Source organism: Hippea sp. KM1, from assembly GCF_000526195.1.
In the GTDB taxonomy this organism is placed as follows: Bacteria; Campylobacterota_A; Desulfurellia; order Desulfurellales; family Hippeaceae; genus Hippea.
Genome location: NZ_JAFP01000001.1, coordinates 1,592,409 through 1,616,514 on the forward strand (window position 1 = coordinate 1,592,409; position 24,106 = coordinate 1,616,514).

23 protein-coding genes are annotated in these 24,106 nt (G+C 45.1%); 2 read left to right on the forward strand and 21 right to left on the reverse strand.

Annotation, left to right across the window (positions count from 1 at the left end; genetic code table 11):
* The 15 genes from D891_RS0108170 to D891_RS0108240 all read right to left on the reverse strand — a co-directional run bounded on the left by D891_RS0108170 (position 1) and on the right by D891_RS0108240 (position 12,691).
* Positions 1-462: an NADH-quinone oxidoreductase subunit B gene (locus D891_RS0108170; protein ID WP_025270624.1), complete on the reverse strand. Its 462-nt coding sequence runs from the start codon at positions 460-462 to the stop codon at positions 1-3.
* Complete coding sequence (locus D891_RS0108175; RefSeq protein WP_025270625.1) at positions 453-803, reverse strand: NADH-quinone oxidoreductase subunit A; 351 nt, start codon at positions 801-803, stop codon at positions 453-455. The genes D891_RS0108170 and D891_RS0108175 overlap by 10 nt, the downstream gene beginning before the upstream one ends.
* Positions 804-988: 185 nt before the next feature.
* Positions 989-2,404: an NADPH-dependent glutamate synthase gene (gene gltA / locus D891_RS0108180; protein ID WP_025270626.1), complete on the reverse strand. Its 1,416-nt coding sequence runs from the start codon at positions 2,402-2,404 to the stop codon at positions 989-991.
* Positions 2,404-3,246, reverse strand: a complete 843-nt coding sequence (locus tag D891_RS0108185; protein ID WP_025270627.1) for a sulfide/dihydroorotate dehydrogenase-like FAD/NAD-binding protein — start codon at positions 3,244-3,246, stop codon at positions 2,404-2,406. Before D891_RS0108185 ends, gltA begins: the two co-directional genes overlap by 1 nt.
* A gap of 18 nt (positions 3,247-3,264) precedes the next feature.
* Positions 3,265-3,840 carry a hypothetical protein gene (locus D891_RS0108190; protein WP_025270628.1) on the reverse strand — a complete coding sequence of 192 codons (576 nt, stop codon included), beginning with the start codon at positions 3,838-3,840 and terminating at the stop codon, positions 3,265-3,267.
* Positions 3,833-4,579: a tetratricopeptide repeat protein gene (locus D891_RS0108195; protein ID WP_025270629.1), complete on the reverse strand. Its 747-nt coding sequence runs from the start codon at positions 4,577-4,579 to the stop codon at positions 3,833-3,835. The genes D891_RS0108190 and D891_RS0108195 overlap by 8 nt, the downstream gene beginning before the upstream one ends.
* Positions 4,566-5,633, reverse strand: a complete 1,068-nt coding sequence (gene aroB, locus D891_RS0108200) for a 3-dehydroquinate synthase (protein ID WP_035556548.1) — start codon at positions 5,631-5,633, stop codon at positions 4,566-4,568. The genes D891_RS0108195 and aroB overlap by 14 nt, the downstream gene beginning before the upstream one ends.
* Positions 5,606-6,685: a hypothetical protein gene (locus tag D891_RS0108205; protein WP_025270631.1), complete on the reverse strand. Its 1,080-nt coding sequence runs from the start codon at positions 6,683-6,685 to the stop codon at positions 5,606-5,608. The genes aroB and D891_RS0108205 overlap by 28 nt, the downstream gene beginning before the upstream one ends.
* Entirely contained in the window at positions 6,682-7,311 is a 630-nt protein-coding gene (locus tag D891_RS0108210; protein WP_025270632.1) for a uracil-DNA glycosylase, read from the reverse strand. The genes D891_RS0108205 and D891_RS0108210 overlap by 4 nt, the downstream gene beginning before the upstream one ends.
* Entirely contained in the window at positions 7,308-7,913 is a 606-nt protein-coding gene (gene hisG / locus D891_RS0108215; protein ID WP_025270633.1) for an ATP phosphoribosyltransferase, read from the reverse strand. Before hisG ends, D891_RS0108210 begins: the two co-directional genes overlap by 4 nt.
* Positions 7,910-9,169: a UDP-N-acetylglucosamine 1-carboxyvinyltransferase gene (gene murA / locus D891_RS0108220; protein WP_025270634.1), complete on the reverse strand. Its 1,260-nt coding sequence runs from the start codon at positions 9,167-9,169 to the stop codon at positions 7,910-7,912. Before murA ends, hisG begins: the two co-directional genes overlap by 4 nt.
* Positions 9,169-9,627 (reverse strand): CoA-binding protein, encoded by a 459-nt coding sequence (locus D891_RS0108225; RefSeq protein WP_025270635.1) that lies wholly within the window; start codon positions 9,625-9,627, stop codon positions 9,169-9,171. Before D891_RS0108225 ends, murA begins: the two co-directional genes overlap by 1 nt.
* Positions 9,628-9,629: 2 nt before the next feature.
* Positions 9,630-10,616, reverse strand: a complete 987-nt coding sequence (gene fliN / locus D891_RS0108230) for a flagellar motor switch protein FliN (RefSeq protein ID WP_029952168.1) — start codon at positions 10,614-10,616, stop codon at positions 9,630-9,632.
* A gap of 11 nt (positions 10,617-10,627) precedes the next feature.
* Complete coding sequence (fliM, locus tag D891_RS0108235; protein ID WP_029952169.1) at positions 10,628-11,611, reverse strand: flagellar motor switch protein FliM; 984 nt, start codon at positions 11,609-11,611, stop codon at positions 10,628-10,630.
* A gap of 6 nt (positions 11,612-11,617) precedes the next feature.
* Positions 11,618-12,691, reverse strand: a complete 1,074-nt coding sequence (locus D891_RS0108240; protein ID WP_025270636.1) for a protein-glutamate methylesterase/protein-glutamine glutaminase — start codon at positions 12,689-12,691, stop codon at positions 11,618-11,620.
* 104 nt (positions 12,692-12,795) lie between these two features.
* On the opposite strand from D891_RS0108240, the gene D891_RS0108245 reads away from it, so the two are divergent.
* Complete coding sequence (locus D891_RS0108245) at positions 12,796-14,787, forward strand: aconitate hydratase (RefSeq protein WP_025270637.1); 1,992 nt, start codon at positions 12,796-12,798, stop codon at positions 14,785-14,787.
* A gap of 61 nt (positions 14,788-14,848) precedes the next feature.
* Here D891_RS0108245 and D891_RS0108250 read toward each other — a convergent pair whose 3' ends face one another.
* Genes D891_RS0108250 through hisF form a run of 3 tightly spaced genes read right to left on the reverse strand, consistent with a single transcriptional unit; the run spans position 14,849 to position 20,857 of the window.
* Positions 14,849-19,603, reverse strand: coding sequence for an NAD-glutamate dehydrogenase (locus D891_RS0108250; RefSeq protein WP_025270638.1), 4,755 nt, complete (start codon positions 19,601-19,603; stop codon positions 14,849-14,851).
* 14 nt (positions 19,604-19,617) lie between these two features.
* Positions 19,618-20,115: a MogA/MoaB family molybdenum cofactor biosynthesis protein gene (locus tag D891_RS0108255; protein ID WP_025270639.1), complete on the reverse strand. Its 498-nt coding sequence runs from the start codon at positions 20,113-20,115 to the stop codon at positions 19,618-19,620.
* Positions 20,102-20,857 carry an imidazole glycerol phosphate synthase subunit HisF gene (hisF, locus tag D891_RS0108260; protein ID WP_025270640.1) on the reverse strand — a complete coding sequence of 252 codons (756 nt, stop codon included), beginning with the start codon at positions 20,855-20,857 and terminating at the stop codon, positions 20,102-20,104. The genes D891_RS0108255 and hisF overlap by 14 nt, the downstream gene beginning before the upstream one ends.
* Before the next feature lie 132 nt (positions 20,858-20,989).
* On the opposite strand from hisF, the gene D891_RS09605 reads away from it, so the two are divergent.
* Positions 20,990-21,466, forward strand: a complete 477-nt coding sequence (locus D891_RS09605; RefSeq protein ID WP_025270641.1) for a PaaI family thioesterase — start codon at positions 20,990-20,992, stop codon at positions 21,464-21,466.
* Here D891_RS09605 and argJ read toward each other — a convergent pair.
* Genes argJ through rpsI form a run of 3 tightly spaced genes read right to left on the reverse strand, consistent with a single transcriptional unit; the run spans position 21,463 to position 24,099 of the window.
* Positions 21,463-22,665: a bifunctional glutamate N-acetyltransferase/amino-acid acetyltransferase ArgJ gene (argJ, locus tag D891_RS0108270; protein ID WP_025270642.1), complete on the reverse strand. Its 1,203-nt coding sequence runs from the start codon at positions 22,663-22,665 to the stop codon at positions 21,463-21,465. The genes D891_RS09605 and argJ overlap by 4 nt on opposite strands.
* On the reverse strand, positions 22,662-23,669 hold the full coding sequence (argC, locus tag D891_RS0108275; RefSeq protein WP_025270643.1) for an N-acetyl-gamma-glutamyl-phosphate reductase: 1,008 nt from the start codon (positions 23,667-23,669) through the stop codon (positions 22,662-22,664). The genes argJ and argC overlap by 4 nt, the downstream gene beginning before the upstream one ends.
* Before the next feature lie 40 nt (positions 23,670-23,709).
* Positions 23,710-24,099, reverse strand: coding sequence for a 30S ribosomal protein S9 (rpsI, locus tag D891_RS0108280; protein WP_025270644.1), 390 nt, complete (start codon positions 24,097-24,099; stop codon positions 23,710-23,712).
* Between the last annotated feature and the right edge of the window lie 7 nt (positions 24,100-24,106).

Here is a 24,106-nt window from a genome sequence, read left to right on the forward strand (position 1 = left end):
TTAAGCTTTCATTGAGCCTTCTCTTCTTATTTTCTCCTGCAACTTCATAATGCCATAGAGCAACCCCTCTGGTCTTGGAGGACATCCAGGCACATACACATCCACAGGCATGATCGTATCGACACCCTGCACAACGCTATAGGTGTCAAACATTCCACCCGTGTTTGCGCATGAACCCATGGATATAACCCACTTGGGATGAGGCATCTGATCGTAAACCTTCCTTGCAGCTATGGCCATCTTCTTGGTCAAGGTTCCAGCTATTATCATGATGTCGGCGTGCCTTGGTGATGCCCTGAAGACAACGCCAAATCTGTCGAGATCAAAACGAGATGCACCTGTTGCCATCATCTCGATAGCACAGCAGGCAAGACCGAATGTCATTGGCCATAGCGATGAATACCTGGCCCAACTAACAAGCTTGTCCAGTTTCGTGGTTATCCAAGGATTCTCTACTCCCATTCTAACGCTCCTTTCTTATAAGCGTAAATCCAACCAACAAACACCATTACGACAAACAAACCCATCTCGATGACCCCAAGAATACCTAAACCCTTAAAGTCGACCGCCCATGGGTACATAAAGACCGCTTCTATATCAAACAGCGTAAACATGATAGCTATGATATAGAAGCGAATATTGAGGTGTCTCATCTCGCTGAGCATCGGATAACCGCACTCATAGAGGTCAAACTTTTCAGGGTAGTATTCCTTGGGGGCGAGATACTTAGAAATGGCCAACATTGCGCCAAAGATCACAAATAGCAAGATAATCGAGATAAATGCTATAAGCCATTGAGTCATACTCCGACCCCCTTTCCATTATTTTCCATAAGGCCAGTTTGAATTTTACACCAAACAAAAACCATGTCAATCACAAAAAATATATAGAACTAAGCCCTAATTAAAAACCTAATTAACTCATATACAACTAAAGGGTGTCAGACTAAATATAGTCTAACACCCCCTTGATTTTCTAAACCTCTAAACTATTGAGCCGAGAGCGTCTCGTGTATAGACTTTGCTGCCTTCTTGCCGGCTCCAACAGCCAAAATAACCGTAGCAGCACCGGTGACTATATCGCCACCAGCCCATACCTTTGGATGTGTTGTCTTACCCGTCTCCTTATCGGCAATAAAATAGCCCCACTTGTTTGTCTCAACGCCTGTTGCACTCCTTGCAACGATCGGGTTTGCATTCTGTCCGATGGCTATTATCACATTATCCACATCCATGATGAAGTTAGAGCCCTCTATAGGAACAGGTCTCCTTCTGCCGGACTCATCCGGTTCACCAAGCTCCATCCTGACGCACTCAAGACCCTTAACATTGCCGTTCTCATCACCTACAACCCTAACAGGGTTGGTCAAAAGCTCAAATCTGATGCCCTCGGCCTCTGCATGCTCTATCTCCTCAGCCCTTGCAGGCATCTCTGCCCTGCTCCTTCTGTAAACAATTATGGCCTCTTCTGCACCCAACCTCTTTGCCGTTCTTACAGCATCCATAGCAACATTTCCACCGCCGATTACAACGACCCTCTTGCCCACCTTGATGGGTGTATCATACTCAGGGAAGTCAAAAGCCCTCATGAGGTTGGACCTGGTCAAAAACTCACTTGCAGAGTAAACACCGTTTAGGTTCTCACCAGGTATGCCCAAGAACGATGGAGCACCAGCGCCGTTTGCCAAAAACACAGCATCGTACTCCTCAACAAGCTCATCCACCGTCTTGATATAGCCGATAACATAATCTGTGTATATCTTAACACCCATCTTCTTGATCTGCTCAACCTCGTAATTAACGATGGATTTAGGCAGCCTGAACTCTGGAATTCCGTAAATCAAAACGCCACCGGGCTTATGGAGAGCCTCAAATACCGTAACATCGTATCCCAGCTTGGCCAAATCGGCCGCGCAAGCCAAGCCTGCAGGGCCAGAACCCACTATCGCAACCTTCTTGGACTTCTTCTGGGACTCATCTATATCCTCATCAACGATACCGTGCTCCCTTGCCCAATCGGCAACGAATCTCTCGAGCCTTCCGATAGCGATGGGCTTGCCCTTCTTATTCATTACACAGGCACCCTCGCACTGCTCCTCCTGCGGACAAACCCTTCCACATACAGCAGGCAATGCGTTTGTTATCTTGATCTCCTTGAATGCCCCCTCTATATCCTCATCGATTATCTTATCGATAAACTGGGGTATATGAACATCTGCAGGACAACCCTCAACACATGCTGCGGGCTTACACTGTAAACACCTCTGGGCCTCCTTTATGGCCTCTTCCAAGCTATATCCGTAAGGAACCTCATTGAAATTCTTGATCCTCTCCTTTGGATCCTGTTCCCTCATGGGAACCCTATCCCTCTTAAACTTCTCAGCAGGTTTTATCCTCTCAGCCATTATGCTATACCCTCCTTTGCTTTATAAAGCTCTAAAGCCTTCTGCTCCTCTTCCTTGTACTGTCTCTGTCTTGCCATAAGCTCATCGAAATCAACCAAAGCCCCGTCAAACTCAGGCCCATCAACGCAGGCAAACTTGGTTTCACCACCAACGGTAACCCTACATGCACCGCACATTCCCGTTCCGTCAACCATTATTGGGTTTAATGAAACGATTATGGGCTTGTTGAACTTCTTGGCAGACTCAACACAGGCCTTCATCATGATTGGGGGGCCTATTGCCCAAATCCTGTCCACACTGTCTGCCTCTGTGGCCAACAGCTCTTCAAGCACCATGTTAACAAATCCCTTCTTACCCTTACTGCCGTCATCCGTTGCAATGATAAGCTCCGTTGATGCCTCTTTCATCTTATCTTCCATGATCAATAGATCGGCCGTTCTGGCGCCTATGATGGAGATAACATGGTTACCCATCTCCTTAAGCGTCTTGGCTATAGGATGAATTGGTGCTATTCCTATACCACCGCCGATCATAACAACCTTGCCAGGGAACTTTTCAACCTCAGAAGGCATACCCAAAGGACCAACAAAGGAGTATAGCTCTTCACCCTCGCTCATCTTTGAAAGCTCCAATGTGCTCTTACCCACAACCTGGAAAACAATCTGAACCCATCCCTCATCTTTTGAGGAATCTGCAATCGTCAAGGGAACCCTCTCTCCATGCTCCTTCGGTATCAGGATTATAAACTGACCAGCCTTGGATGCTTTAGCAACATCCTTGGCTTCGATAAGCATGGAGAAAATCGTATCGCTCCACTGCTCTTTCTTAAGAATCCTTGCCATCAAAACCTCCTACCAACTCTATTTATTTTTGTTCACATCGCCTTCGAATATTACAGAGGCGGTGCCTAAAAACGAGGAAAATGCAAGTACCTTCCTATTACATGAAACCCTCTTAAACTTTATCACATACTCCTTGGCCCATCTTTCCATATTCACAGAGGTCAACCAATTACTGCGCCAATCGTTCGAATCTATGCTGGATATAGATACAGGCCTAAGCACATCGCCACATGCAGACAGATAAACATTCCAAAATGAATCCTTATCAGCAAGGTTGTTTATGTCCAAATCGGGCGTATAGAAGGCCACATAGTATATATCGTATTGATTAAACTCATTTAGATACGGCAAAAACCTCTCATCCGATGGGTTATACGATATGGCTTTTATGTAATAGGTAAACAGGGTTTTATCAAAATGGGTTACCTTAAGCCTGGCTATAGTGGAAAAATCCCTATATAAAACAAAATCCCTCGTCTTTTTTTTCAATAGCTTGGTATAGTCATTCTCATAGCTTCTAAAACCAATCCCTTTAAGGAGTGAGCATGAACTCAAAACCACAACCAAAAAGACAAACAAAAACAATTTACGCATCACTGCCACCTTCATTCTTTAAACCACTCTTGGACAAAAGCCCCTCCAGGGCCTCCTTGGCCTCAACATTATCCGGCTCCTTCTCTATTATCTTCTTGTAAATCTTGATAGCATCGTCGATATACCCCTGCTTCTCATAGAGCTTAGCCATTGTGATTGTCGCCTCTTCCTCTTCTTCTTCATCCTCGGATTCCTCGTCCTTAAGGGCATCCTCGACAACTAAAACCTCCTCCGGCTCAGGTGTATCCTCATCAAGCTCTATCGTCGGGATCTTTTGGCTGTCGTCTTCCAACTCCTCCACAATCTCCTCAAGCTTATCCTCACCAGGCTTAACCTTGGCTGCAAGTTCTAAAAGCTTACCCTTGACCCAATCGTCCGGCTGAAGCATAGACAACTTCTCATATGTTTGCAATGCCTCATCAAACCTCGATAGCTTCTCGTATGTCTCTGCTAAAAGCCTCAAGGCCTTTATGTTTGTCTTTTGTATGTTCACGGCCGTCTCAAGATAGGCAAGCGCAGACTCATAACTGCCGTCCTCATAAAGAATCTCGCCCACCTTTGTTAAGGCTAAAGCGTATCGTGGATAGAACTGAAGACCGTCAATCAATGTCTGGTAAGCCTTATCCTTCTCCCTGTTACAGTGATACAAAAGCGCAATGGGATAAAAATAAAGGCTTCTCTGCCTCCTCTTGCTATAGTAAGATTGGAGTTTGGACAGCAACCTCTTACCTGCCTTCATTTATAGCATCCATAATTACTTCCTTAGCAATACCGCTGCTGATTATAGAATTACCCACCCCCCTTGTCAAGACAAAACGCAGGGCGGATTCCTTATTTTTCTTATCCTTAAGCATAATTTCATACATAGCCTCAGGGTCAACATCTATATCCAGCCTGTATGGCAAACCGATCCTTAGAAGGAGTTGCTTTAGCCCTTCAACGACCTCCTCATCTATCAGATCCAATCTTCTGGATAGGCCCAATGCCATAACCATACCTATAGCCACAGCCTCACCGTGGAGATAGACACCATAATCGGTTATGCCCTCTATGGCGTGGGCAAAGGTGTGCCCAAAATTCAAAATGGCCCTAACCCCCTTTTCCTTCTCGTCCTCCTCAACTATCTCCACCTTGTTCTTTATGCTTTTTTCAATAACCAGCCTCAAAACCCTCTTATCCTTGGATTTAATCGCATCCACATTGGCACAAAGAAACTCAAACAACTCCCTATCCCTGATAATGCCGTATTTTATCACCTCAGCAAAAGCCGATATATATTCCCTTTCCGGCAGCGTCTTTAAAAAGTCTATATCCACAAACACCCCCTCGGGCTGATAGAAGCTGCCAATGATGTTCTTGTAATTCTTATAATTAATAGCAGTCTTTCCGCCTATGGAGCTATCAACCATGGCAAGCAGTGATGTGGGCAGATGAACAAGACCGATACCCCTCATGTATGTGCTTGAGGCAAACCCGCCTATATCACCAACCACGCCCCCGCCAACACAGATCAGCCGGGAATACCTATCCGCCCCTTTTTCAATCAGAAAATCATAGATCCTCAACAACTCATTATAGTTCTTGCTCTTCTCACCTGCAGGCAGAACAAAAACATCCTTAGCCAAATCCTCTATGTAATCCTTATGATGAGAAAATACATTGCTATCTGTAATCACAAAGTTTACCCTATCTAAAAGCTTCTCCTTTACAAAGCCTTTGATTCCATCCCCAACATAAACGGCATAGGGACTCTGCGTCTTTACATCTATCTGTTTGATGTCTGTTTTGCACACAACCTCACCTCATTTGCATCGAATATTGGATAGTCAATCACACCGTTATTATCATCACTAAAGAAGAGCAGCTTGCCCATAACGAGCTTCTGATCGGCAAGCTCCTTTATGTTCTTTCCGGCAAACAGCTGCAGCAGTATATTGCCTATATCAAAACCCAACGCCGAGAATTGAGTGGGGTCTTCAAAGAACATCTTTCTGTATTGATCCACAAACCCCTTGTTCAAGTCATCCTTATTGCAGAGAAAATAAGGAAACATCAACCTAACACCCCTTGTTGCCGTTGCGTTTAGCCTTGCAAAGCCAGGCGTCATCTGGGTTGTAAGCCCCAAAATACCACCGCTTTTGACATCGTAATAATCCACCATGCTCAAAAAATTAACCATAACCTTAGGCGGCGCAAAAATAACAACCCTATCTGGTTCAACCTCCTGCTGAAAGATCTTCTTCTCTGTCAGGCCACCGATTCTATTTATCTTCCTAATATCAAAGGCCTCCTTGATAACACTCCCCAGAAGATTTACAAAAGAAGGTAAACCGTAGCTTTCAACATCAACGCCGCCGCACCTATTCAGGCTATCTATAAAAACATCATGCTCCTTTTGGCTCAACCTATCCATACCATAGAAGGAAATCACACTGCCTATGGGCAGGCTGCAGACCTGCTGGGCAAGCTGAGATGCTGCAGATAGCGGATCAAAACCGTAATGGAACACATTGGGGCAGGGGGTATCCTGCTTGGCAAACGGCAACAAAACCAAAACCGGTTTGGAACAAAAGGTCTCTGTCAGGTTGTCCACATCGCCCTTAAAGAATGGCCCTATTATGACCTTCGGATTTTTTGCTGCAACCGCATCAACAAAATCCTCATTAAGCTCGTCTATCTCAGAGATAGAAATACCGGCAGGTAGCGACAGCTTAAGGCCGTTATACATCTGCCTTGAATACGAAGAAAACTCACCCTTCATAGGGGCAACAAACACGATATCTATAGCAAACGATACACTATGAAGAAGAAACAAAAACAAAAGAGAGAATACAAATCCCCTCATTGTTCCAATAACCGCTTAACCATCCTTAAATCTTCTATGAACACATCGACCGCATTGGGGTTCCTTAAAAGATAGGCCGGATGATAGAGCGGCACCACCTTTATCGCTCCATAGCTAAACACCCTGCCCCTCAATGTCCCCATAGCTCCTTTCTGATTTGTTAGCTCATATGTGGAATACCTGCCCAGGGTGGCAATCACCTTTGGCGATATCAGGCGGATCTGTTCCTTTAAGAACCCAAAACAGGCTATCAATTCATCCGCCTGAGGGTCCCTGTTGTTGGGTGGCCTGCATTTCAGGCAGTTGGCTATATATATATCGGATGCATCTATACCGACATCCTTGAGTATATCCCTCAAAAGCCTCCCCGCCCTGCCCACAAACGGCCTGCCCTTTAGATCCTCATCCCTTCCAGGTGCCTCACCTACAAACATCAAAGAGGCGTTTATATTGCCCTCACCAAAAACCACATTGGTTCTTGTTTTATAAAGCTCACACCCCCTACAGTTAAGGGCCTTCTCTTTGAGCTTTTCAAATTCCTCTTCCTTTGAACTTATTTTTAAGGGTTTCATATATTCAACACCTATATCCTTATAAAAGTTGATTATATCGATAAGGGATTTCATCTTATGTGCTCTAAAAATTCCCTTATTTTTGGATTCTTGGTGTAATAGCTGATCCTGTTTGAAACCAGAATCGCTGTGGACTCAAATATCTCCTCTATAATAGACAGGCCATTTTCCTTAAGCGTTTTACCGGTTGAGACTATATCCACAATGCAATCGGCAATACCTAAGATGGGGGCAAGCTCTATGGAGCCATACAGCTTTATTATCTCTGCATTTATCCCCTTCTTAAGGAAGTGCTCCTTGGCTATGTTGACAAACTTGGTTGCAACCCTAACAGAGGAGTTCTTCTTATGCAGACATTCATTATCCCTCCCTGCCACAACCATCCTGCAATAGCCAATACCAAGATCCAACAGCTCAAAAACATCCGGTTTCGATTCATTCAATACATCCTTGCCCACTATGCCCAAATCTGCGGCATTATGCTCAACATAGGTGGCCACATCCTGGGCTCTGACAATCAAAAATCTATACCTATTGCCCTTATCAAAGAAAAACAGCCTCCTCGATGTGGGGGTCTCAACCTCTATACCGGAGTTTTTCAATATCTCTATGGATTCCTCCATCAGCCTCCCTTTAGGAAGTGCTATGGTAATCACTGCTTTAGCCTCTCTATGTTCGCCCCAAGGGACGATAGTTTCTTCTCCAACGATTCATACCCCCTATCCAGATGGTAAATCCTCAACACCTCTGTCCTGCCCTCGGCTGCCAATCCAGCCAACACCAAACTGGCGCTGGCCCTCAAATCGGTTGCCATCACCGTTGCACCTATCAGCCTATCAACCCCCTCAATAACAGCCCTATTGCCGGATATAATTATATTCGCACCGAGCCTGATCAGCTCTGCAACATGCATAAACCTATTCTCAAAGATGGTCTCCTCAATGATGCTTGTGCCATTGGCAAGCGTCAAAACGGCCATAAACTGAGCCTGCATATCCGTTGGAAAGCCGGGATAGACCGCTGTCTTTATGGAGATTGGGTTTAAAGCATTTCCTTTTACCTCGATCCTGTTATCATCGATATTCCTTATAACACCGCCAACCTCAACAAACTTATCCACGATAGCATCCATGGCATACAAAGGAGCATTCACAAGTTCTATGGCAGAACCGGTAATCAGTGCAGCACACATGAATGTGCCAGCCTCTATCCTGTCGTTCATCACCCTATAATTCACACCCTTCAGCCTATCGACACCCTCCACCTCTATGGTGCTTTCGCCTTCACCTGTAATTTTAGCACCCATGGCCTTTAACATCCTTGCTAAATCCACAACCTCAGGCTCCTTTGCTGCATTCTTAATAACGGTTCTGCCCCTGGCTAAGGATGCAGCCATCAAAACATTCTCCGTGCCTGTTACTGTGGGTATATCAAAATAGATCTTCTCACCCTTTAAGCCATCATCGCTCCTTGCGACTATATAGCCCTCCTCTATCTCCACAGATGCCCCCATGTTCTTCATGGCCGCTATGTGGAGATTTACAGGCCTTACACCTATAGCACAACCTCCAGGCAGCGATACATGGGCGCTCCTTAAGCGGGCAAGGAGCGGGCCAAAGACCAGAATAGATGCCCTCATGGTCTTCACAAGCTCATACGGAGCAAAATCCGAGTTTATAGAGGAGCAATCTATAACAAGATCGTTGTTTTCCTTGCGCTCGCACCTGCAGTTGAGTCTAACCAAGAGCTTGCACATGGTGTCTATGTCTTTTAATCTTGGAACATTGCTCAAAACCACAGGTTCAGATGTTAGGATGGCCGCAGCCATCATGGGGAGCGAGGCGTTCTTTGAACCGCTTATATAGGCCTCCCCTTTTAGTTTAGTCGGTCCTTCTATAACAAACTTATCCACTATAGCTCCTCAGCGTATTTTTGATGCGCCTTTTTCAGGCAATAATCCATAACAACCAAAAGGCCGGCTTCCTCTGCTATTCTTTTAGCCTCCTCAGATACAATCCCCTCCTGCAACCACAAGGCCTTTGCCCCTATCTTTACGGCTTTTCTTGCTATCTCTGGGCAGTATTCCGATTTTCTAAACACATCAACCACATCCACAGGTCTATCTATACTCTCCAAATCTTTATAGCACTTAAGACCCAATATCTGAGTAATCGCAGGCCTTATGGGTATAATGTCGTATCCATGGTTTAACATATACCGAGCAACATCGTTGCTTGGCCTTGTATCCTTAGGGCTTATGCCCACAACGGCTATGGTCTTCATCCTTAGAATCTCTTTGATCTTTCTTTCTTCCTCTTCCGTCGGCTGACCAAAGCCAACCCTGCATACATCGGGTTTTGGTATCTCCATAATTACTCACCCAAAGACTTTATCCTTTCTTCCCTTGTCTCTATATGCGTTATCTTCACACCAAACTTACCACCAACAACAACCACAATCCCCTGAGCCACAACCTTGCCGTTAACCAGTATATCCATGGGTTCTTCTATGTTCTTATCAAGCTCTATAATTGAGCCATCCTTTAGATCGAGTATGTCCTTAATGAGCATATTCTTCTGGCCTATTCTGATCTTGACATCTAAGTCTATATCCATAATCAGGTCTAAGTTTTTCGGCGCCTCGGCTGAAGAAACACCCGCATGGCCACCTGAAGGCCTTAAAGGCTCCTCCTCCACATCCTTAAACGGTATCTCGACAGGCTCTTGCTCTGGTGTTTCCTCTTCGTGCTGGGCAAACACACCCTCCAAAGCATCCTTTGGCGATACAACCTCAACAATATCGTTTTCCACATTGGGAATGGCAATGTCATATTGGGTTTTATAGAAACTATCACCCTCTAATTGAACAACCTCCTTGGTTGCCTGCTTAACATCAAAGGAAATCAGAGGGGATAGGGATTCCTTCACCTGCGTTGATAGTTGACCAAAAACCTGAGAGAACAATTCCTTTAATGCATCAAGATCCTCAGGCTCAAGGTCGTCCTTTGCCTGACCCGGGCCCATAAGCATCAAATCGGAAAGGATAGAAGCAAATTTCTTATTCAGAAGTAAAAACAGGGTCGCACCACCACCCTCATTTGATACATCAACCTCAACAAGAACCTTATCATCAAGGCTTATATCGTCCTTGCCCACTATACTTAAGTCGATAAACTTGGAAACAACCTCCAAAGAAAAGGCCGTCTTCATAACCTCCTCTATGGAGGCATTCAAAAGGTCAAACAGCGTCTTTACATCGCCATTTACCTCTTGATTGCTGGAATTGTCTTCTTCTGCGCTATCATCTGCTCCGCCTAACAGGCTATCGATCTCATCCTGGGAAAGCTCTTCAGCAACCATAACATTCCACCTTAGGTAATAATTCTGGTAATTTTCACAGCCTTATTGAAACCCCTCTTGCCCAACCTGACCATGTATTTATTAACGCCGTTTAGAAAAACCGGCAACTCCTCATCGACCTTTCTGTTCAGCACAATCAGATCGCCCTCTTTTAAGGCCAAAAAGTCCCTAACCTTCATCCTTTGAGTCCCCAACCTGAATTCTAAATAGACCAAAACCTCCTTCAATGTGCGGGCTATGTCCTCTGTTCTATCCTCTGTGGCCTTCTTCGAACGGGCCAGTATATCGTGGGTTCCTATCTTATTCAAGACGGGCTCTAAGACTATGACGGGCAAACACCAATTGATAATGCCGGTCGTCTCACCCAGCTTAACCTCAAACACAACCAAAACAACAATCTCGGAGGGGGCAACAATCTGAACAACATTGGGGCTTGACTCCTGCCCAACAATCTCAAAGCTGATATCCATAATCGGCTCCCAGGAGGAGCGCATCTCCTCCATCGCCTGCTTGACCACATCCAAAAGAATGCTTTGCTCTATATCGGTAAACGGCCTGTTTATATTTGATGACTCCCCTATACCGCCCAATAGCCTATCAACCAGAGCAAAGCCTATATCCGGCTCAAGCGAAAAAACGGCATTACCATCAAGGGGTGATAGGCTAACCACATTGAAGCTGACATTGTTGGAAAGGGAAAGTACAAACTCCGCATAGGTCATCTGATCAACACTAACAACCTCTATCTCCACTATTGAACGCAAGAAGGCCGAAAGCTTGGAGGAGAAGTTCCTTGAGAACTTATCGTGGAGGTTCTTGATGGCCCTTATCTGTTCCTTGGATACCTTGTCGGGGCGCTTGAAGTCATAGATAGAGACCTTTTTGGGCTCAACAAGCTCCTCTATTGGCTCTTCTTCAACTTCTTCGACTATCTCTTCTTTGTCTAAGTTATTTAAAAGGGCATCTATCTCTTCCTGAGACAGAATCTCAGGCATACTCTATCACCTGCCCAATACTATCTTGGATATGGTTGAGGCTATCTTATCCAAAGGCACAACAAAATCGGCAAGACCGGTCTGTGTGGGTTTTCTGGGCATACCCCAGACAACGCAGCTATCCTTATCCTGGGCTATAATTATGCCGCCGGCCTTTGAAACCTCCTGCAGCCCCCTGAATCCGTCATCGCCCATGCCTGTCATTATCACGCACAGGGCCTTATCACCAAATGTCTCTGCAACCGACTTAAACATAACATCGGCATTGGGCGTATATATGGTTTTGGGTTCGCTGCTAACCCTGACCACATACCTCGAACCGCTCTTTGAGGCTGTCATCTGCATACCGCCCGGGGCAAGATAGCCCTGATTCGCCCTCATATCCTCACCATCCTCAGCCTCTTTAACCTTTATCCTTGAAACCTTGCTCAAGGAGTTGGCAAACACGCCGGTAAATGTCTTGGGCATATGCTGAACAATCAGTATAGGCACATTCAAAAGGGGCAGTTCTGAAAAGACCTTCTCAAGGGCAACCGGTCCACCGGTTGAGGCTGCTATAGCCACCACCTTTATGTCCGCCTTCTGAAGCTTCCTCTTTGGCTTTGGTGCTGCTTCCTCTTTGGGTTCTTCCCTTTCTGCCTGGGCCCTGGGCCTTAATATCCTTCCCCTGATCCTTGAGTTTTTGGCAGAGAGTATCTTTTCAACCAGCAGCTGCCTGGCCTCTTTTGCAGCCGTTTTGAAGGAAAGCACCTCGTTTTTGGATATATAATCAACGGCACCGTATCTTAAGGCCTGAAGAGTCTCCTCAGCGCCGTCTTTGGTAAGTGAGCTAACCATAACAACCGGGGTTGGGCACTCCTTCATGATTATCTTGAGCGCCTCAAGCCCGTTCAACTTTGGCATCTCTATATCAAGTGTAACGACATCCGGTTTCAATGACTTTATCTTATCTATTGCCTCCTGGCCATCTTTAGCTGTATCGATGACCTCTATCTTGCCCGATTCCTCTAAAATCCTCGTAAGGTATTTCCGTGAAATCAGAGAGTCATCAACCACCAAAACCCTTACTTTCTCCTCCATGCTACCTCCAAAAAACCTTAAAAAACTTTGCTTTTTATCGACAAAAATGATATAAGCTTTACGGCAAAAAAGCAAATAAAAATTACAACTTAAGGAGGTTGAATATGGGTTTAACAGTTGCTCAGAAGATCTTGAAGGAGCATCTTGTGGATGGGGATCTGTTCTCCGGCGATGAGATTGGTATAAAGATAGACCAGACCCTAACCCAGGATGCCACAGGAACAATGGCAGATCTTCAGTTTGAGCAGATGGGTGTAGATAGGGTAAAAACAGAGGTATCGGTAAGCTATATCGACCACAAAACCATCCAGATGGGATTCGAGGATGCAGACGACCACACCTATCTGCAGACATTTGCAGCAAAATACGGCTTATACCTCTCCAAGGCAGGAAACGGTATCTGCCATCAGGTTCACATTGAAAGGATAGGCGCACCGGGCAAAACGCTTTTGGGTTCTGATTCCCATACGCCAACCGGCGGTGGTATCGGAATGATAGCCATCGGTGCTGGTGGTCTGGATGTCGCAAGCGCCATGGCAGGCATGCCATTCTATCTGCCAAGGCCAAAGATACTCGGTGTTCACCTAACAGGCAGGCTCAATCCGTGGGTTTCTGCAAAGGATGTTATATTGAAGCTATTGCAGATACTCTCCACAAAGGGCAATGTGGGCTGGATAGTTGAGTATTTCGGTGAAGGCGTAAAGACCCTGACCGTTCCCGAGAGGGGAACAATAACAAACATGGGCGCAGAGTTGGGCGTCACAACAAGCGTATTCCCATCCGATGAGGAAACAAAGAGGTTCTTAGAGGCCCAGGGCAGGGGCGATCAGTGGATACCGCTTGAGGCAGACCCAGACGCAAACTACGACAGGATCATAGAGATCAATCTAAGTGAGCTTGAGCCTATGATAGCTCAGCCACACAACCCAGACAATGTCGTTACGGTTAGAGAGGTTGAAGGCACACCCGTTGATCAGGTTATGATCGGAAGCTGTACAAACTCCTCATATAAAGACGGTAAAACCGTTGCTGAAATCGTTAAGGGAAGAACCGTTCATCCAAATGTAAGCTGCGGTTATGCACCAGGCTCCAAGCAGGTCTTGAGGATGCTGGCCGATGAGGGCGAGCTCTCCCACATCATAGCAGCCGGCTTTAGGATCTTAGAGAGCGCCTGTGGATTCTGTATCGGTGCAGGACAGGCACCAAGGAACAACGCTATATCCATAAGAACAAACAACAGGAACTTCTATGGAAGGAGCGGAACGGTCACAGCCAAGATCTATCTGGTAAGCCCAGAGACGGCAGCAGCCTGTGCATTAACCGGTGTTATAACCGACCCGAGGGATCTGGAGAGCAAGTTCGGCATTAAGTATCCGCATGTTGACATACCAGAGAAATTCACAATAGATGACAGCCTATTGCTGCCACCTGCTCCACCTGAGAAGGCTAAAGAGATACAGCTTTACAAGGGTCCAAATATCGTTGATCCGCCATTGGGCGATCCTATGCCAAAGGATTTAGAGGGTCAGGTTGCAGGCAAGTTCGGCGACAAGATAACAACAGACGACATTATGCCTGCTGGCGATCTGCTCAAATACAGATCCAATGTGCCAAAATATGCCGAGTATGTGTTTGTAAAGAGGGATCCAACCTTCTCAAGCAGGTGTCTTGAGAACAAGAAGAAGGGAATATGGAACATAATAGTCGGTGGTGATAACTACGGTCAGGGTTCATCCAGGGAGCATGCAGCTCTTTGTCCGATGTATTTAGGCGTAAAGGCCGTTATCGCTAAGGCTATCGAGAGGATCCACAGGGCAAACCTCATCAACTTCGGTATCATCCCTCTAACATTCAAGAATCCTGATGATTACGAGAAGATAGATCAGGGCGATGAGATCAAGATTGAAGGCATAAGGAAAGCCCTCATCGACGGAACAGGCGAGGTTGTTTTGAAGAACATCACAAAGGGCATCGACATCCCGCTTGAGTATCACCTAACAGAAAGGGAGAGAAAGACCATCCTTGCAGGCGGTAAGATGAGACTTGCCAAGGACTTCGCAGGCAAGAGCTTCAAAGAGATCAGCTTCACAGAGTAAGCACAACAACAAAAAAAGCAACAACCCCCTTGCGAGACTTCTCGCAAGGGGGTTTATTTTTTTAATGGAGGAGTTTCTGCAGCTTGTCATACAGCAGCATGGCTGGATGGAGATTTATCGACTTGATACCCATAATCGTATCAAGATCGGTCTTATACTCCTCATAAACACCCCTTTTGGCCTCTATCATGGCGCCTATATCGCCGCCAAACTCCTTGATAAGCCTTATAACCATGGTTATTTCTGCCAGCGTATAGTTCCTGATTACCGAGAACTGCGCCATCCTATCCCACTCGTTTGCAATGTGTATAGAGTTTATATACTCCTTCAGTTCCTTAAACCCGAATGACTTATCTATTACACTTAAGGCCTCAACCGTTGATTTAATATCCTTACCCAAAAGCTTTGCTATGTGGTATGCGGGTATAAACGGATCTATGAAATACAGCCTTGCAATCTTTTTAGCCAGCTTCTTATCGATTATACCGCCAAGCTCATCCACCTTCTTCTGATATTCCTCACTATACAGACCCTTCTCCACGCAGTTTTGGTAATACTCACCCAACCAGCTTCTGATCTCCTCCTCCTTCTTTGTATCCAGAGAGACACCGTCCCTGAACATGTAAATCTCGTTTATTGTAAAGGCATTAACGGCATCAAACATATCCAGCGAGATCCTGTAAATCTCCTGTTGTGGAATCTTGTTCTCATACTCAAACAGCTCGTTCCTTAGATTCAGTATATCTAAAACATCATAGGAGAAGATCATCGACTTCATGATCTGCGGGAAGTTCTGATCGGTCATCATGTGGATCTTCAACAGACTGGTGGCGCCGTTATTGTTGATGATCAGGTTGACCATAAAGGTGAAGGCTATCTCATTTTTCAGGCGGTGCTTGATGATATAATCCTTATACTTAGCCCTGATTGTCGGTGGGAAATACATGATGGCATACTGGTCAATCGTATCCTCGCTGAAGACCCTGCTTTTGAGCAACTCATCGTATATAAACATCTTATTCAGGGCAAGCATAACCGATAATTCCGGTCTGGTATAGCCTATACCCTTAGACACCCTCAAGGAAAGCTCTTTCCTGTCAGGGAAGGGGTAATCCTCCTTATGCAAAACGCCCTTGTTCTTTAAAAAGTTGTTCAGCTCAAAGAATATATCGGGCTCCTGTTTTGACCTTAACTCATCCAAACTGACAGCAAAGCTCTGCATATAGTTGTGCGTTAGAACCCTCTGTGTAACCTCCTCTGTCAGATCCTCAAGCATCCTGTTCCTATCCTCTAAACCCTTAAGAACGCCGTCCTTCATCAGTTGACTTAGGAGTATCTTGAGGTTAACCTCATGGTCCGACATATCAACGCCGGCTGAGTTATCCAAAGCATCGGTATTCAACCTTCCGCCCAGCAAGGCGTATTCAATCCTTGCTCTCTGAGTTAGACCGAGGTTTCCACCCTCTCCCACTATCTTGGCGCGGAGCTGGCTGGCGTTTATCCTAACAGCATCGTTTAGACGATCCCCCACATCCTCGTTTGTCTCGTCTGTGGCCTTTACATAGGTGCCTATTCCGCCGTTCCACAGCAGATCAACATCCGCCTGGAGTATCAATCTAATTAGTTCTTCTCCGCTGACCTCATTCTTATCGGTCTGCAAAAACTCCTTAGCCTCTTTGGTTAACTTGATGGATTTGGCGTTTCTATCCACGACAAATCCACCCTTAGAGAGCACCTTTTTATCGTAATGCTTCCAGGTCAGCCCCTTCTCAAATAGCCTCTTTCTCTCCTTATACGATGCCTCTGGATCCGGATTGGGGTCTATAAATATCTCTATATGGTTAAAGGCACCCTTCAGTATAATCTTGTCGGTATAGAGCATGCCGTTTCCAAACACATCACCGCTCATATCGCCAATGCCCACAACGGTAAAGGTATCCCTAAACACATTCTTGCCCATCTCCCTGAAGTGTCTTTCGACACACTGCCAGGCTCCCCTTGCCGTAATACCGATCTTCTTATGGTCATAGCCGTGCTTACCGCCGCTTGCAAAGGCATCCTTCAGCCAGAAGTTATACTCCTTTTCGCTGATCTCGTTGGCAATGTCGGAGAAGGTTGCCGTTCCCTTATCCGCCGCAACAACCAAATACGGGTCAAAATCGTCATAGCAGACAACATCCTTGGGTCTTATCTCGTTGTTGTTTTCATCTATGTTATCCGTTAAATCGAGCATGCCCCTCATAAGGGTTCTGTATGCCTTCTTGCCCAACTCGATCCATTCATCCCTATCCTTTGCCGTTGCCTTTACTATAAAACCACCCTTGGAGCCCACAGGCACTATAACGGCGTTTTTGACCATCTGGGTCTTCATCAAGCCCAGTATCTCAAGCCTGAAATCGTCCTTCCTGTCGCTCCAGCGTATGCCACCACGGGCAACCTTGCCACCCCTTAGATGACACCCCTCCATGAACGCCGAATGAACATACACCTCAAACATGGGTCTTGGCAGCGGCATGGTCAGGATCTTGGATGAGTCTATCTTCAATGATATGTAATGATACTTCTTGCCCTTCTTATAAAAGTTTGTCCTTACGGTGCTCTCTATGATATTGAATAGTGAATGCATTATTCGGTATTCGTGTATATCGTTTATCTGCTCAAGTTTATCCTTTGTGGCATTATAGACCCTCTCAAGGTCCTCCTTATTGGATAACTCCGGCGAGAATTTAACCTCAAAATACTCAATAAGCATGCTCGCAAGGTGCGGGTATTTAACCAGAACACCTATTATCGAGGCCTTCTTTATCTGGAAGTTTATCTGCATAAGGTAATTGCTTAAGGTTCTCAGCACATCGATGTAGGTGTAATTCATAACGGCCTTCGTGGTGAGCTCGTTTAAGCCATCATCCTCAACAATGCCCCTCCAGATCGCCTTGAAGTTTTGGTTTATGGTGCTGAACAACTTCTCCCTATCGCTTAGATTCAGTTTGGCCGGATCTATAGAGAACCTCTGGATATACAGGGTCTTTTTATCTATGTTTACGCTAACAAAATCCTCATACAAGACATTCAAACCCATATTGTTAAGCTTTGGCAGTATCTCATACAAAGGCAGCTTGTTAAGGGAGTAAATGTTGAAGAATATGCTTTCTGCCTGCGTGTAAATGTCCGATTCAACCTCCTGCGAAGACAACAGCTTTTCAAAGTGTTCTATATCGAATATGGCCTCATCGGGGGATGTTTTGGAGATGTATTCATCGTCAAAGCTATTCAGATACCTGTTGATGAAATAAGAGGCCTTACCGCTTCCAAACCTGTCTGTTAGTGCGGCCTTGAAGTTGTCCTTCCAGCTGGATACGATCTCCTTTAGTCGCTCCTCCACCATCTCCAGATCTATCTTGGGCTTTCTGTATTTATCGAATATCAAATAGTAATGAATCCTTATGATCCTGGGGCTCTGGGTTATTATCTTGTATTCAATATCCTCTGTTTTCAGCGTATCGCTTAGAAACTCCGTAAACTTCTCTATGTTCTTTTGAGAGTAAAACTTAACGGGCAGCACGGCTATCAGATAGACGCCGTGAACCAGGTTGGCCTGCCTTGTCAGTATCTTTATCCTCTCCTCGGTCTCGCAGGTCAGAAGCTCCTCAAGCAGTATCTTCAAATTATCTGTGCTTGAGATGAACAGGTCATCCTTGGGTAGCGTATTGAATATGTCGATCATGTGTTTATACTCAAACGAATCCTCAACAACATTCTCCTCAAACAGTATCCTATCCAGCTTGGACTTCAAAAACGGTATGTTGGATGCCTGTTCCTTTAAGGCCTTGGATGTAAACAGACCGAGTATGATGTGCCTCTTTATTACCCTTAAATCCTTATCAAACTCAGAGATGGCTATATAGTCCATCCTTCGTGTATCATAGACATTGCTCTTTGAGTTTGTCTTATCTATAACCAAAACATTGCCGGCTTTTACCGTATCCAAGGCGCTTTCGGGCAGCTCCTTTATGGATATTCTATCCTTAAACATCGACCGTTCGGTCTTTCTCAATATACCCAGACAGCTCTGCTTATCCATCTGGATGAATATATCGTCATCCTCATAATCCAGCTTATAGGTTCTTATGCCCAGGAAGATAAAGTTCTCATCCAAAAGCCACATGAGGAACTCTTTTATATCCTCTGTGTCCTTTTCGCTGATCTTTTTCAGGTATATAGGGTCGTTGAGCTTTCGTGCAATGTCCTTGACCCTCTTTTCCATGTTCTTAAAATCCGAGACAGCCAGACGGCTCTCCTCTATGGAGTTTATTATGTCGGCCTTAAGTTTATCCTTCTGTATATCGCTTATGGCATCAAGCAAAAACAAAAGGTATAGCTCCTTATTGCCGCTCTCATGGGGTGATTCTATCCTGGTAAGCTTACCCTTGTTATCCCTTTCAATGACAAATATGGGCTGGATGCTAAAGTCTATAAAAAATTCATTGAGATTGTTTATTATAGATGTAATGCTATCAACAATAAACGGGTTGTTGTCGGTTAACAGTTTTATCTGGGTATATTTTTTCTCCTCTATATGAACATCCTCAAGCTCAAGCTTTACATCGCCGTCTTTGAGCAGGAGAAACTCTATACTGTCTTTGATAACCCTATGTAAATAGCTAAACGGAAACTTTTCTGAGAAACTCTCTATCTTTGAATACTTCAAAGAAGAATCAACAAACACCTCAACAAGGTTCTCATCAAGCCCTTCCTTGACCAAATCCCTCTTTAAGGACTTGATAATCTTTAAGTAATTGCCCCTTGTTAGATCCATATATACCCCCTTAATTAATTTTCACCACACGGCGTCGTATCGCCCTTAAGCTTATCCAACGCATGCTCCAACACATCAACTATATATTCCAAATCCTCCCTAACCGCTTTTGGAGAACCGGGCAGATTTATGATGAGTTTGTTGTTTTTCACACCTGCAACCATCCTTGACAGCATCGCCCTTTTTGTCTTTTTCAAGGCATTAAACAGTATGGCCTGCGGTATGGCGGGTATCTCATAATCCAGCACCTCTTTGGTAACATCCGGCGTAATATCCCTCTCAAACAGCCCTGTGCCACCGGATGTTATAATGGCATCTATACCGTCATCCCGAGATAGCTCCAACAGCTTATCCTTCAAAATCAACCGCTCATCGGGGATTATGTAATACTTAGACAGAACAAAGCCATTAGATGTCAATATCTCATCAACTATCGGCTTTACCCTATCATCCTGCGGGTTCTTAGATTTAGAATCGCTCAGAATCAGAAGGGCAAATCTATAACCTGACATTTATACCCATACCCCTTAGGAATTTTTTTACATCGGCAATGGCGTAAATCCCAAAATGGAACACACTGGCTGCTAAAGCCGCCTCGGCCTGGGTCTTTTCAAATACCTCTTGAAAGTGTTTCAGCTCACCCGCTCCACCGCTTGCTATAACCGGTATATCTACAGCCTCACTGACCATTTTGGTCAACTCTATATCATATCCATCCTTCGTTCCGTCTGCATCTATACTGGTTAGGAGTATCTCACCGGCACCCCTCTTTTGCACCTCAATCGCCCACTTAATCGCATCCAAACCGGTGGGCTCCCTGCCACCCTTAATAAAAACCTCATAGCCGTTTTGCGTTCTTTTTGCATCTATGGCAACCGTTATGCATTGGCTGCCGAATATCCTGCTTGCCTGATTTATCAGGTCTGGGTTCTTAACGGCAGCAGAATTTATAGAAACCTTATCTGCGCCAGCCCTAAGCAACGCCCTAATATCCTCAATGCTTCTTATGCCACCACCCACCGTCAAGGGCATAAAGACCTTTTGTGCTGTCCTTTCCACCACATCAATAATCGTTTTCCTCTCCTCATAGCTGGCCGTTATATCCAAAAAAACCAATTCATCGGCGCCTTGTTTATCGTAAATTACGGCCTGCTCCACAGGGTCACCGGCATCTATCAACTCAACAAAGTTAACGCCCTTAACAACCCTGCCTTTGTCCACATCCAGACACGGTATAATTCTCTTTGCAAGCATGGAAGTGCTCCTTTTTCATAACTCTAAGCCTGATTATAATCTTTAAAAATATTTAATTCAAGGGTTTTAAACCCTTTTCATTATATCAGATAAACCCTTGAAAAAACAGCCAAGCTATGGAAAAATAGCAGTATGAGAAACCTGCCAAGATACAAGAAGTGTTTTATTTGCGGCAAAGAAAACCCCATAGGCCTAAACATAACCTTCAAAACCGACAACGAAAGGGTGTATGCAACCATAAAGTTGGGCTCCAATTACATAGGTTATCAGGACAGGATCCACGGAGGCATAGCCGCATCTATACTGGATGAGGCCATGGGGTGGGCATGTAGCATTAAAACAAAAAGGCTCTTCTTTACAGCTGAGTTGAAGGTAAAATACAAAAAACCGATTCCGCCAGATACATCCCTAACCGTCGAGGCTGAATACACAACAACAAAACACAACCTGCACTTTGCAAGGGGAATCCTAAAAAACAACAAGGGTGATGTTTTGGTTGTTTCAGAGGGTAAGTATGTATCTGTAAAACCTGAAGAGGAGGGCGAAATCCTGAAGCTTCTCCATCATGAGCCAGAGGACAACAAGCCGGTCAGCCTTGATGATATTTAGGTGTGGTATTCTGCATTGATTTTAACATAATCATAGCTCAAATCACTAAACCACATGTTGTATGTGCAGATACCTATACCCAGATCAATGAGGATCTTGATTTCACTGTTTTTCATATACGAATCAATGGCCGCCTTATCAAAATCAACACGCCTGCCGTATGCAAACACAAGCGTATCGCCTATAAAAACCTTTAATCTATTGATTGAAAAATAGGCCGTTGAATAGCCAACGGCATCGATAATCCTTCCCCAATTGGGATCCTCGCCAAATATCGCCGTTTTTACCAAAAGGGAGTTCGCAACGCTCCTTGCAATGAGCTGGGCATCCTTCTTTGAAAATGCCCCAACAACAACAACCTCTGCGACCTTGGTCGCACCCTCGCCGTCCTTCACAATCATCTTGGCAAGCTTGGTGCATAGCTGCGTTAACTGATCGGTAAAGAACCTGTATATCTCATTCTCACTCTCAATTCTCTCATTGGGGGCCTCGTTTGTTGACATGATAAAGACCGTATCGTTTGTCGATGTGTCCCCGTCAACGCTGATTCTATTAAACGACTTATCAACGGCCTCCCTTAGAGCCTTATCCAGCATCTCATGGGTTATGTTTATATCTGTGGTTATGAAGGCAAGCATGGTGGCCATATTGGGGTGTATCATTCCTGCGCCCTTTGCCACACCGCCTATATGGAACTGCTTACCATAGAAGCTGCAATCCAGTGCATACTCTTTCTTGAATGTGTCGGTGGTCATGATAGCCTCAGCAAACCCTGAGGCATTGCTCGATAGTGTTAAAACCAGATTATCCAGGGATGAGACCACCTTATCATACGGCAGATCCTCACCTATAACACCCGTTGATGCTATAAAGACCTGATTCTTGAGAATGCCCAACTTCTGGGCAACCCTTGAAACAATCACATCAACGGCCTCTTCCCCGTTGGCATTACAGGCGTTGGCGTTGCCGCTGTTTACTATCACTGCCCTTATATCCGGCATACTCTTCATAAGCGATATATCGTAAATAACCGGTGCGGCCTTAATGGCATTCTGTGTAAAAACGGCTGCCGAAACCGTTGGTCTTTTGGAGTATATAAGGCCCACATCCAATTTCTTTTTTGTCAGGCCGGCATATACAGCCGAGGCCTCTATGGATGGAACCACACAAATAGACCCGCTTATCTCTTTTACCTTCATGGATAATAGGGGTAGGGCATCAAGCCCTCTTTTTCATCAAGGTTAAACATGACATTCAAATTCTGCACAGCCTGACCCGATGCGCCCTTGATCAGGTTATCAATAACACTTATTATAACCACTTTGCCGGTCCTTTCATCGTAACGGGCAAATATATTACAGAAATTACTCCCTTTAACATCGTTTAAGCCTGGAGGGTTATCCGCAACCCTTACAAAATAACTATCCTTAAAAAACTCCCTATATAGACCGTTTACATCCACATCCTCTTTAAGCGAAGCATAGATGGTTGAAAGTATACCCCTCTGAAGCGGCAAAAGGTGGGGTATAAACTCTATCTTTATATCATTATTAAATCTCTTTAGCTGCTCCTCCATCTCGGGTATATGCCTGTGGCCGTATACAGAATAGGCCTTGAAATTCTCATTGACCTCGCAAAACTGCAACCCCTCCTTGGCAGCCCTGCCAGCACCGCTAACACCCGATTTGGAGTCGGCAATAACGACACCGTCTATATACTCACATATCGGCGCAACGGGCAAAATCACACTGGTCGCATAGCAGCCGGGATTGGCCACAAGCTCAGCATCCCTTATTGAACCCCTGTTTATCTCCACAAGACCGTATACGGACCTCTTAAGCAGATGCTCTGCAGGATGCTTGACCCTATACCACCTCTCATACTCGCCTGCACTCAAGAGCCTAAAATCGGCGCTTAGGTCTATTATCCTGACCTTGCCATATATATCTTTAACCAAAGAAGCAGAAACTGTATGGGGTAAGGCCAAAAACACAGCATCCAGCGACGATATCCTATCAATGTCTATAGGCTCGATCGTTTTGTTGTATATGCCCTCAAAAAGCGGATATACATCGCAAACCCTCTTGCCTACCTGACTTCTTGAGGCTATGTAATCGACTTCTACATACCTATGGTTCAGAAGGAGTTTCAATAATTCAAGGCCTGTAAAGCCCGTTATGCCAACTATTCCTACTTTTAACATAGACAAAAATAAAAAACCCCACTGGCGTGGGGCGGGGGTGTTATCTCTTGGACCACTGGAAGGATTTTCTTGCCTTCTTCCTTCCGTATTTCTTTCTCTCTTTTACACGGGCATCCCTGGAGAGCAGGCCCATCGGTTTCAATGTGGTCCTCAAATTAGGATCGTATTCAACCAAAGCCTTCGAGATTCCATGCCTTAAGGCCTCAGCCTGGGCCATTATACCGCCACCCCTTATGGTGGCATATATATCCACCTTCTCGGTTAAACCAACCAGATTCAGCGGATAGAGTATCTTAAGCTTTGCCTCATCCAGACCACCAAAATACTCGTCTAAGCTCTTCTTGTTGACCACTATATTGCCCTTGCCCTGCCAAACCCAAACCCTTGCTACAGCGGTTTTCCTCTTTCCGGTTGCGTAATATTTTTCCATCTAACAC

Coding starts and splice junctions, on each gene's coding strand:
- D891_RS0108240 (WP_025270636.1), bottom strand. CDS start 12,691: ATGGAGGAGAAAGTAAGGGTTTTGGTGGTTGATGACTCTCTGATTTCA.
- D891_RS0108250 (WP_025270638.1), bottom strand. CDS start 19,603: ATGGATCTAACAAGGGGCAATTACTTAAAGATTATCAAGTCCTTAAAG.
- D891_RS0108190 (WP_025270628.1), bottom strand. CDS start 3,840: ATGCGTAAATTGTTTTTGTTTGTCTTTTTGGTTGTGGTTTTGAGTTCA.
- argC (WP_025270643.1), bottom strand. CDS start 23,669: ATGTTAAAAGTAGGAATAGTTGGCATAACGGGCTTTACAGGCCTTGAA.
- hisF (WP_025270640.1), bottom strand. CDS start 20,857: ATGCTTGCAAAGAGAATTATACCGTGTCTGGATGTGGACAAAGGCAGG.
- fliM (WP_029952169.1), bottom strand. CDS start 11,611: ATGCCTGAGATTCTGTCTCAGGAAGAGATAGATGCCCTTTTAAATAAC.
- gltA (WP_025270626.1), bottom strand. CDS start 2,404: ATGGCTGAGAGGATAAAACCTGCTGAGAAGTTTAAGAGGGATAGGGTT.
- argJ (WP_025270642.1), bottom strand. CDS start 22,665: ATGAAGGTAAAAGAGATAAGCGGGTCTATTTGTGTGGTTCCATCCATA.
- fliN (WP_029952168.1), bottom strand. CDS start 10,616: ATGGTTGCTGAAGAGCTTTCCCAGGATGAGATCGATAGCCTGTTAGGC.
- D891_RS0108245 (WP_025270637.1), top strand. CDS start 12,796: ATGGGTTTAACAGTTGCTCAGAAGATCTTGAAGGAGCATCTTGTGGAT.
- D891_RS0108205 (WP_025270631.1), bottom strand. CDS start 6,685: ATGAGGGGATTTGTATTCTCTCTTTTGTTTTTGTTTCTTCTTCATAGT.
- D891_RS0108225 (WP_025270635.1), bottom strand. CDS start 9,627: ATGGAGATACCAAAACCCGATGTATGCAGGGTTGGCTTTGGTCAGCCG.
- D891_RS0108210 (WP_025270632.1), bottom strand. CDS start 7,311: ATGAAATCCCTTATCGATATAATCAACTTTTATAAGGATATAGGTGTT.
- D891_RS0108195 (WP_025270629.1), bottom strand. CDS start 4,579: ATGAAGGCAGGTAAGAGGTTGCTGTCCAAACTCCAATCTTACTATAGC.
- D891_RS09605 (WP_025270641.1), top strand. CDS start 20,990: ATGAGAAACCTGCCAAGATACAAGAAGTGTTTTATTTGCGGCAAAGAA.
- D891_RS0108255 (WP_025270639.1), bottom strand. CDS start 20,115: ATGTCAGGTTATAGATTTGCCCTTCTGATTCTGAGCGATTCTAAATCT.
- D891_RS0108175 (WP_025270625.1), bottom strand. CDS start 803: ATGACTCAATGGCTTATAGCATTTATCTCGATTATCTTGCTATTTGTG.
- D891_RS0108185 (WP_025270627.1), bottom strand. CDS start 3,246: ATGGCAAGGATTCTTAAGAAAGAGCAGTGGAGCGATACGATTTTCTCC.
- rpsI (WP_025270644.1), bottom strand. CDS start 24,099: ATGGAAAAATATTACGCAACCGGAAAGAGGAAAACCGCTGTAGCAAGG.
- D891_RS0108170 (WP_025270624.1), bottom strand. CDS start 462: ATGGGAGTAGAGAATCCTTGGATAACCACGAAACTGGACAAGCTTGTT.